The 9,079-nt window shown below is 27.2% G+C and carries 9 protein-coding genes and 1 pseudogene; 5 read left to right on the top strand and 5 right to left on the bottom strand.

Features of this window, described 5'->3' with window-relative positions; genetic code table 11:
• Nucleotides 1–251 precede the first annotated feature (251 nt).
• A complete protein-coding gene (locus ABY298_RS12910) occupies nucleotides 252–959 on the bottom strand; it encodes a DUF4294 domain-containing protein (RefSeq protein ID WP_372746473.1) in 708 nt (235 codons plus the stop codon).
• Between the two features lie 139 nt (nucleotides 960–1,098).
• Between ABY298_RS12910 and ABY298_RS12905 the strand changes: the two genes are divergently transcribed.
• The 4 genes from ABY298_RS12905 to ABY298_RS12890 are packed head-to-tail and all read left to right on the top strand — an operon-like array spanning nucleotide 1,099 to nucleotide 5,360.
• A complete protein-coding gene (locus ABY298_RS12905) occupies nucleotides 1,099–2,184 on the top strand; it encodes a M42 family metallopeptidase (protein WP_372746472.1) in 1,086 nt (361 codons plus the stop codon).
• A gap of 40 nt (nucleotides 2,185–2,224) precedes the next feature.
• Complete coding sequence (locus ABY298_RS12900) at nucleotides 2,225–2,764, top strand: NUDIX domain-containing protein (protein ID WP_372746471.1); 540 nt, start codon at nucleotides 2,225–2,227, stop codon at nucleotides 2,762–2,764.
• 8 nt (nucleotides 2,765–2,772) lie between these two features.
• Complete coding sequence (locus ABY298_RS12895; protein ID WP_372746470.1) at nucleotides 2,773–4,689, top strand: DUF294 nucleotidyltransferase-like domain-containing protein; 1,917 nt, start codon at nucleotides 2,773–2,775, stop codon at nucleotides 4,687–4,689.
• A gap of 2 nt (nucleotides 4,690–4,691) precedes the next feature.
• Nucleotides 4,692–5,360 (top strand): PolC-type DNA polymerase III, encoded by a 669-nt coding sequence (locus ABY298_RS12890; RefSeq protein ID WP_372746469.1) that lies wholly within the window; start codon nucleotides 4,692–4,694, stop codon nucleotides 5,358–5,360.
• Between the two features lie 180 nt (nucleotides 5,361–5,540).
• Here the strand turns inward: ABY298_RS12890 and ABY298_RS12885 are convergent, their stop codons facing one another.
• The 3 genes from ABY298_RS12885 to ABY298_RS12875 form a co-directional block, all read right to left on the bottom strand.
• Complete coding sequence (locus ABY298_RS12885; RefSeq protein ID WP_372746468.1) at nucleotides 5,541–5,801, bottom strand: DUF1232 domain-containing protein; 261 nt, start codon at nucleotides 5,799–5,801, stop codon at nucleotides 5,541–5,543.
• Between the two features lie 160 nt (nucleotides 5,802–5,961).
• Nucleotides 5,962–6,171, bottom strand: coding sequence for a DUF6140 family protein (locus ABY298_RS12880; RefSeq protein ID WP_372746467.1), 210 nt, complete (start codon nucleotides 6,169–6,171; stop codon nucleotides 5,962–5,964).
• 90 nt (nucleotides 6,172–6,261) lie between these two features.
• Nucleotides 6,262–7,248: a helix-turn-helix transcriptional regulator gene (locus ABY298_RS12875; protein ID WP_372746466.1), complete on the bottom strand. Its 987-nt coding sequence runs from the start codon at nucleotides 7,246–7,248 to the stop codon at nucleotides 6,262–6,264.
• A 65-nt stretch (nucleotides 7,249–7,313) separates the two neighbouring features.
• Between ABY298_RS12875 and ABY298_RS12870 the strand changes: the two genes are divergently transcribed.
• Nucleotides 7,314–8,576, top strand: a complete 1,263-nt coding sequence (locus ABY298_RS12870; protein WP_372746465.1) for an oligosaccharide flippase family protein — start codon at nucleotides 7,314–7,316, stop codon at nucleotides 8,574–8,576.
• A 224-nt stretch (nucleotides 8,577–8,800) separates the two neighbouring features.
• On the opposite strand, the pseudogene ABY298_RS12865 reads toward ABY298_RS12870, so the two are convergent.
• Nucleotides 8,801–9,079 (bottom strand): annotated as a pseudogene (locus ABY298_RS12865) (acetyl-coenzyme A synthetase); the annotation flags it as partial.

Here is a 9,079-nt window from a genome sequence, read left to right as displayed (position 1 = left end):
CACTATTCTTAACCTGTTCCTGAACTTATAACCAACTCCTTTAACCGTTAGCGGCTGCAAAGATACCACCCTTTTTTCCATTCTAACAAACTTTTTCTAAACTATTTTTTTAATAAATCTTATCTGAATTAGCAAGACTCTGTTTACAAGCTATTTAAAATATAAAAAAATATGAAATTGTATTTCAAAAAAAGGGTGATTGCTAAGATAAGATATCTTTTTGTATTATACAATAGCAATTTTAAAAAAAATTACTTCTTCTTTTTGACTATTGAAGAGACATCAATTTCCTTTTTTGTTAAATTAATATAGTCATAATTAAGTTTAGATGGCTGCTCTTTTAATGTACCAGCCAAAAAAGCCCTTTGCAAAATGTCTTCAATTAAATAATCTTCTGGTACTTTTGCTGGGTCATATTTATCTTTAAGTGATAATTTAAACATACTTGCAGTTGTATTATACCAAAAAGCCTTCCATCCGCTTCGTAAATCTTTAACAACATCAAAAGCAGTTTCTCCTGTTTGCCTATGAATTAGCTTAATTAATATTCTTCCTTCAGTTCTTGTAAGTTTCTTTAATTGATCTGTAAACTCACCTTCCATATATTTTTGTACTCGTATAGTATATTCTCTTTTTTTACTTCTAGATTTTATAGCTTCTCTTCTTTGATTTAATACGGTTAGCCTTTCTGATGCCAATTTTGCATAAGGATAAGCTCTTAAAACCTTTTTTCTAAACCAATAATAATACTTTTGATCATAGGCTGTTTTAAACTTTACCTTTTTCATTAGCATTATTTCATCTAACTCAATTAATAATGTATCACCTTCAAAAACAAAAAACTGCTCAGACAAAGGAATTGAATCTCCCTTTTGTTGTGCATTTAAATGTATACCTATAATAAGTATAACTAAAATAAGAATATGATGTAAGTGTTTTTTCATAAGTAATATATCCATCAAAAAGAGTTCCAAAATTACATAATTCAAATTGCTATTTAAAAAAATTATTCATCTAATTTAAAACGTAAAAGAAATTGTAAAATTTTATGGGTACACAACATTTTACTATCTTCGTCTCTTGATTAATATATTATATATGAGTAAGAAAATTTTAAATAAAAAGTCGATTGATTTTTTAGAAAAGTATTTAAACAACGCCTCTCCCACTGGCTATGAAAGTGAAGGTCAAAAAATATGGATGGAGTATTTAAAACCATATGTTGATACATTTATTACGGATAACTATGGAACTGCTGTTGGAGTTATTAATCCAGATGCTGAATTTAAGGTTGTAATTGAAGGTCATGCCGATGAAATTTCTTGGTATGTTAACTATATAACTCCAGAAGGATTAATTTATGTTATTAGAAATGGCGGTAGTGATCATCAAATTGCACCATCAAAAATTGTAAATATTCATACCAAAAAAGGTATTGTAAAAGGTGTTTTTGGCTGGCCTGCAATTCATACCCGAATTGGTGGAAAAGAAGAGGCTCCGTCTTTAGACAATATATTTATTGATGTAGGTTGTAAAAAGAAAGAAGAAGTTGAAGCTTTAGGTGTTCATGTAGGTTGTGTAATTACCTATCCTGATAAATTTTTTATTTTAAACAAAAATAATTTTGTTTGCCGAGCGCTTGATAATAGAATGGGTGGTTTTATGATTGCCGAAGTTGCCCGATTGTTAAAAGAAAATAAAAAGGAATTACCTTTTGGATTGTACATTACCAATTCGGTTCAAGAAGAAATTGGTTTAAGAGGTGCAGAAATGATTACCCAAACTATAAAACCAAATGTTGCTATAGTTACGGATGTTTGCCATGATACCACAACACCAATGATTGAAAAAAAGAAAGAAGGCGAAACAATTTCTGGTAATGGTCCTGTAATAAGTTATGCTCCTGCTGTTCAAAATAATTTAAGAGAATTAATTATTGAAACTGCTGAAGCAAATAAAATTCCTTTTCAACGTATGGCTTCTTCCAGATCAACAGGAACAGATACCGATGCTTTTGCGTACAGTAACGGAGGTGTTCCGTCTGCATTAATAAGTTTGGCATTACGTTATATGCATACAACAGTAGAAATGGTGCATAAAGACGATGTTGAAAACGTAATTAGGTTAATTTATGAAACTTTATTAAAAATTAACCCAAAAGAAGGATTTAGCTATTTTAAATAATTTAGAAAGACAGCTTAGGCTGTCTTTTATTTTTTGAGGTATGGATGAATACATAGACATATTAAATGATAACGATGAAGTTTCGGGAAAAACTTGCTTAAAATCAGAAGCGCATAAATTAGGATTATTTCATGCAAGCGTTCATATTTGGATTATTGATTATAACAATAACGTATTAATTCAAAAAAGAGCTGCAGATAAAGATGTATTTCCAAATTTATGGGATGTTTCTGTTGCTGGTCATATTTCAGCCGGAGAAAATCAACTAGTTTCAGCTATAAGAGAAATTGAAGAAGAAATTGGATTATCTGTTTTAAAAGAACACCTTTATTATATAGGTACATTTAAAAAGAAAATAGTTCATAAAATAAATTTAATTGACAACGAATTACACCATATATATATATGTAGAATAAATTTTGATTTTAATTCACTAAAAATCCAAGTTGAAGAAGTGTCAGAAATAAAAACAATGAAACTAAAAAAGTTAATTGAAGAAGTTTCAAAAGAAAAAAATAAATTTGTACCTCATGGAAATGACTACTACTCATTTGTATTTAATGAGCTAAAAAAGATTTAAATAACTATATGAAGAATACAATTGCTGAACGCATATTCGATTTTTTAAAAGATTATCCGCCTTTTAATTTAATATCAAAAGAAACTTTATTGGATGTTTCTAAAAGTGTAGAGATACAATACTTTGAAAAAGATCAGATTATTTTTAATCAAAACGACACGCCACATGAACATTTCTACATTATATATGAAGGCGCTGTTAGATTATACCGTTTTGTAGATAACCAAAAACATAATTTAGATATTTGCGATGAAGGTGATTTATTTGGCTTGCGTCCTTTAATAATGCAAGAAAATTATTTAATGGGTGCTGCTGCCAATGAAGAAACTATATTATACGGTGTTCCTATTCAATTATTTAATAGTATTATTTTAAATTATCCAAAAGTTAGCCAGTTTTTAATAGCCAGTTTTGCTACAAATACACGAGATCCATTTTCAGAAAAACACAAAGGAAAATTATTTGCCAATATTACTTCTATTAACAAAGTTGAGAATAGTTTTACCGAAACGCAATCGGCTAAATACAGCAAAAACCCAATTACTTGTTCTTTAAATACCACTATTAAAGAAGCTTGTATGATTATGACTTCGAAAATTATAAATTCTATAATTGTTGCTGAAAACCATATACCTATTGGTATTATAACCGATAAAGATATTAGAACAAAAATTGGAACCGGTCTTTTTACCATTTATGATGATGTAAGCAAGATAATGACAAGTCCTGTTGTTACTTTTCCTGAAAATTTAACAGTTGCAGAGGCACAAATTGCTTTGCTAAAACATAAAGTATCTCATATATGTATTACTAAAGATGGAACTGATCAATCAGAATTAGTTGGTATTTTAGCCGAACATGATTTAAATATTTCTCAAACCAATAATCCAATGTTTTTGGTTCGTGAAATTAAATCTGCTCAAGATGCCGAAACACTTAAATACATACGATCTAAAGCATCTGAACTTACAAAAGGTTATTTAGAACAAGAAATTCCAATTTATTTTATTACTAAAGTAATTACGGAAATTAATATAGCAATTACAAAAAGAATTATTCGTCTTGCCGTAAAAGAACTTGGTCAAGATCCGCCAGTTAAATATGCCTGGTTAGCAATGGGAAGCCAAGGAAGAAGTGAGCAATTATTAATGACGGATCAAGATAACGCATTGGTTTTTGAAAATGTTAATGATGAAGATTATGAAAATGTAAAAGCTTATTTTACAAAATTTGCAACTTTAATAACTCAAAAACTAAATATTGTTGGCTTTGAATATTGTCCTGCAAACATTATGGCAAGCAATCCAAAGTGGTGTTTATCGTTAAAAGAATGGAAAGCACAATTTAAAGATTGGGTAAAATTTCCAACATCAGATAAAATTTTATTGAGCATTATCTTTTTTGATTTTGAATATATTTTTGGAGACAAGGAATTGTACAACCAAATGTCTGAAAGCGTATTTAGATATATCTCTAAAAAACAAACATTTTTAGGTTTTTTAAGCAAAGCTACATTAGATAATCCTCCTCCGCTTGGCTTTTTTAAACAGTTTTTAGTTGAACAAGATGGCGAAAATAAAGACCATTTTGATATTAAAAGTAGAGCAATTAGGCCGTTAGTAGATGCTGCCAGAATATTTTCGTTACATCATGGCATTACAGTTAACAATACCATTGCGCGTTACGAAAAACTGATGGAAATTGAATCTCAAAATAAAGATTTATTTGAATCATGCGCCAACGCTTTTAAAATTTTATTACAATTTAGAACCTCGCAAGGTTTAGCAAATAACGATAGTGGAAAATTTGTTGATATTAATAATTTAAGTAAATCTGACCGTTTGAAATTAAAGAGTTGTTTTAAACCTATTAAAAACATTCAAGATTCATTAAAATTACGTTTTAACGTTTCTCAAATTCCATAATTATGTTCAATATTTTTAAGAAAAAACAATATCCTATTTATTGGAAAAAACATATTGATGCTGTAAAAAATAGTAGAAACTATTCTTCTTATGAAAACATTAGATTTGTTTGTTTAGACACTGAAACTACTGGTTTTGATTACGATAATGATCGAATTTTATGTATTGGTGCTGTGGCCATTAAAAACAACAAAATTTTAGTTTCAGATTCTTTTGAAGTGTACATACAACAAGAAGTATTTAATAAAGAAACTGTAAAAATTCACGGAATTAGAAGAAACGGAACTGAAAAAAAAGTGAGTGAAGAAGAAGCACTTATTCAGTTTTTAGAATATTTAGATGATGCTGTAATTATTGCACACCATACTAAATTTGATTTGACAATGATTAATGAAGCCTTAAAAAGATTAAAAATTGGACCTATAAAATCCAGACAATTAGACACTAATTTTATTCATAAAAAAATTGCTCCTGGAAATTTATTTCACAAACATTTTAGTCTTGATGAATTGTGTGAAATTTACAATATTAAAATGCACGATAGGCACACTGCTTTAGGAGATGCTTTATTAACCGCATATGTTTTTTTAAAGTTGACTTATAAATACAAAAAAAACAACATTTTAAATTTAACAGATCTTATAAATACTAACTATTATTTAAATAGATAGTTAAAAAAACAACATTAGACCAAATAATGTGATGAAAATAAAAAAGAGTTGCCGTCGCAACTCTTTTTATTTAGAAAAATAATTCAACCCCTTGAATTATTTTTCTGTCTTCTCTTTTTCAAATGTTTTTTATAAATTTTTATTTTATAGGATATAAACACAATCAAGATTATGGTTATCTCAACTAATTTTCTTTAAATCATCTTTAGAATACTTAGCTAAAGCAGAGCTAAGTGAAACCACTGCTGCCAAAATAACTGCTGCATCATCACTTAAACCTATGATTGGTATTATATCTGGAATAGCATCAATAGGCGAAATTGTATATAACAGAGCTCCAATTGCTATTGCTTTACTTCCCCAGGCTGCATTTGGATCTTTTATAAGTTCCCATAATTGCATTACCTTTTCCCAAACTTCTTTCAACTCACCCTTATTCATTCCTTCAATCTTTGAATTTATCTTTTTTATATCCTCTTCTTTTGCACTGCTTTTGTAAGAATTAAATTTATTCTCTGCTTTTTTACTTAATTTTTTTTCAATTGTTTTTCTTTATTTAAAATTATCTTCTATTCTATTTTAATATTTAATATTTCATTTCTCATACCCTCTCATACTCAAAATATCCAGGACTTAAATACCCTTCTTTTTTAAAATCGATACCGTGAACTCGCATAAATGCTTTGTGTATTTTTTCTACCTCATCAAAGGGGTTTGCAAACATGGTGGTTACTTGTACTGATAATCCTTTATCAACATACTCACCATTTACATTAATAGTTTGCTTGGTTTTAATTTCAAATGTTGCCATATACTGTTTTAAAATATAGAAACAAACGTACCTACCTCAAACGGACAAACAAAGTCCGTTTGGGTATTTATAATTAATTTAAATAAATATTTATTGGTAGTATTTTACTATAGAATTTAAATGCGCTTTGAAGTAATTTACAACAGATTTTGGAGCAACAATCTTTACCCATTGATTGTATTTAAGTATCTCCATAACAAACTCATAATTAGGCTTTAACGTAACTTCAATTTCTCCCCACATATCAGGGTTTTCGTAATTAAGCTCCTTAGAGTCCATTTCTTTTGCCTCAGCAATTACAATTTGACTTGTATGAATTGGTTTTGCTAACAAATGTTTTAAATGATGGTTAGCTACTTTTATAGTTATTTTTTCTGGTTTTAAATCTTCACTTAAAATACCAATTGAATTTTTAAAATAATCTTCCTCTTTAAATTTAATAGGATGTTCAACTTTTTTATTAAAAATTCGAATTTCATCTAAACGTTTGTCTAAACAAAAGGTTTTTATCTCTTTATCTTTAATATCATAAGCTATTAAATACCATGCTTTATTCTTTTCTTTAATATGTAATGGTTGAAATTGTTTTTTATCAATTCTTTCAAATTTATTATCATCATACCAACCTTTATAAGATATATATATTAAAAATTTATTTTCAATAGCATTTATTAAACTCAATAAATCTATTTGCGTATTTAAGGTTGCTTTTTCTAAACTAATAAAAACATTGCTTTCCGCTGCCTTTGTGCTAATTAACAAGTGTTCAATTCTGTAAAACACATTTTCCATTTTTTGCGAAAGCTTTCCTCCTTTTATATAGTATCCGTAATTTCTTTTCAACTTAATTTCAACGCCAAAAAACTCTTTTATATATACTAAATCTCTCCGTAATGTCTTTTCACTATTAAATTTTAATTTATCAAGAAACGTATTTTCTTTAAAATCCTCATACTTTTCGTCTAAAGCTTTCTGAAGTTCTTTATACGACACAAATTCATCCGTATGTATGCCAAAATACTTTGGGTTTGAAACAATTTTAAGAATATAATATCGTCTAAAAAATTCAGCAGTCACTTAATTAATTTTAATAACAAAGATTACGAAAAATCTTTAATAGTTTTATCTTTGAAGCAAAAAATATGGGTCAACTTTTTAGCAAACAAGATTTTTTAAATACCAAATGGTTTATTGCTGAAAAGCTTACTAGTTTATTGGTTGCAATTATTATTGTTCCAAAAATTTTTACCTCACTTGGTGTATTAAATATTGGAAAATTAAAGTTTGCAGAAACATTTATAAGCTTTTTTACTCCACTTATGTTTTTAGGGCTTTCTGCAATATGCATTCGTGAACTAGTTTTTTACCCAAAACGAACAAAATTAATAGTAGCAACAGCGCTATTTTTAAGAATTGCTAGTTGGCTTTTAGCTTTATTTATCATATTAATTTATACTTATTTTTTTATAGATAATAATTTATTTACGTTATATCTTTTAATCTGTTTTAGCTATTTGGTACGCGTTTTTGATGTTTTTGAATATTATTTTCACGCAATAAAGCAAACAAAATTTGTATTTATAAGTAAAACTTTAAGTTTAGTAATTGTACTACTACTCCAATATTATGGAGTTAAAAATCAATTTGGAATTGAATATTTTGCTTCACTTATAATTTTAGATTTTTTAATTCAAAACATTGTTTACTTAGCAATTGTAAAAGCTAAGAATATTTTTAATTTTAAAGATCTTGTACTTTCAAAATCAATGGCAGTTTATTTATTAAAAAATTCCTTCCCATTAATGCTTTCAAACTTTATAATTCTAATATATATTGTTACTGATGATTTTATCTTAAAATATTATCATGGTGACGAATCGTATGGATTTTATTCAACCATTTATTATTTAATAATAACGCTAACTTGGAGTATTGGTTTTTCTTTAATTAACGCCTTATTTCCTTCATTAGCAGAATCTTACACAACCAGTATTAGAGAGTATTATCAAAAAATTAGTTTGCTAACAATTTATATGTTGGCGATAGGCATTTTTATTGTTGCTTTTTATCACATATTTAGTTTTACAATTTTAATTGAGTTTTTTGATGAAAGTTTTTTTAAAATTAATAACTCATTAAAACTTTTCAGTTGGGCTCCGTTATTTATTTTTATAGGAATGATTTTTGAAAAACACCTAATTTTAACAAATCATATTGAAAAAAACGTATATAGATTTACTATTGGATGCATTTGTAATTTATTGCTATCAATAATTTTAATTCCTAAATATGAAATTTCTGGTGCAGTTATAGCGGTATTAATCAGCCATTTTGTTGTAAATATTGGCTATATTTTAATGGATACTAAAAGTAGAAAACAATTAAAGTTTTTGTTTTTGAAATAATATTTAAATATTTTTTATAGTAAATAAGAACTTCAAAATTAATGGTGAATTCTTTTTTTAGACATACATCTTATCTATAATTTTGGAAATATTACTTAGAAAATTTACACAAAAAACTAAATGTATTAAAAAAACCCGATTTGTAGTTTTTGATACCGAAACCATAAAGGATTGATAAAAAAACGCTCTCAAAATTTGAGAGCGTTTTTATTATAACTTAAAAACTATTTTACTAATGATCCTTCTTTAATTGCTTCTACAACTTCCGGATTTAATAATGTTGAAATATCACCTAAATTAGACGTTTCATTTTCAGCAATTTTATGTAGAATTCTACGCATAATTTTTCCTGAACGTGTTTTTGGTAAACCTGGTACAAACTGAACTTTATCCAACTTTGCAATTGGACCAATTGTTCTTCCAATTAATTCATTAATTTCATTTCGTAAATAATCTTCATTTTCAGGTTTTTCATATACAATTACATAAGCATATAAAGCATT

The sequence above is a fragment of the Lutibacter sp. genome, assembly GCF_041596795.1.
In the GTDB taxonomy this organism is placed as follows: domain Bacteria; phylum Bacteroidota; class Bacteroidia; order Flavobacteriales; family Flavobacteriaceae; genus Lutibacter.
Note: the sequence above shows the minus strand (reverse complement) of the source record. Positions and strands in the feature narration are given on the sequence as shown.

Bases quoted from the DNA above. Each gene is read 5' to 3' on its own strand.
- ABY298_RS12910 (WP_372746473.1), bottom strand. From the start codon at position 959: ATGGATATATTACTTATGAAAAAACACTTACATCATATTCTTATTTTA.
- ABY298_RS12905 (WP_372746472.1), top strand. From the start codon at position 1,099: ATGAGTAAGAAAATTTTAAATAAAAAGTCGATTGATTTTTTAGAAAAG.
- ABY298_RS12900 (WP_372746471.1), top strand. From the start codon at position 2,225: ATGGATGAATACATAGACATATTAAATGATAACGATGAAGTTTCGGGA.
- ABY298_RS12895 (WP_372746470.1), top strand. From the start codon at position 2,773: ATGAAGAATACAATTGCTGAACGCATATTCGATTTTTTAAAAGATTAT.
- ABY298_RS12890 (WP_372746469.1), top strand. From the start codon at position 4,692: ATGTTCAATATTTTTAAGAAAAAACAATATCCTATTTATTGGAAAAAA.
- ABY298_RS12885 (WP_372746468.1), bottom strand. From the start codon at position 5,801: ATGAATAAGGGTGAGTTGAAAGAAGTTTGGGAAAAGGTAATGCAATTA.
- ABY298_RS12880 (WP_372746467.1), bottom strand. From the start codon at position 6,171: ATGGCAACATTTGAAATTAAAACCAAGCAAACTATTAATGTAAATGGT.
- ABY298_RS12870 (WP_372746465.1), top strand. From the start codon at position 7,314: ATGGGTCAACTTTTTAGCAAACAAGATTTTTTAAATACCAAATGGTTT.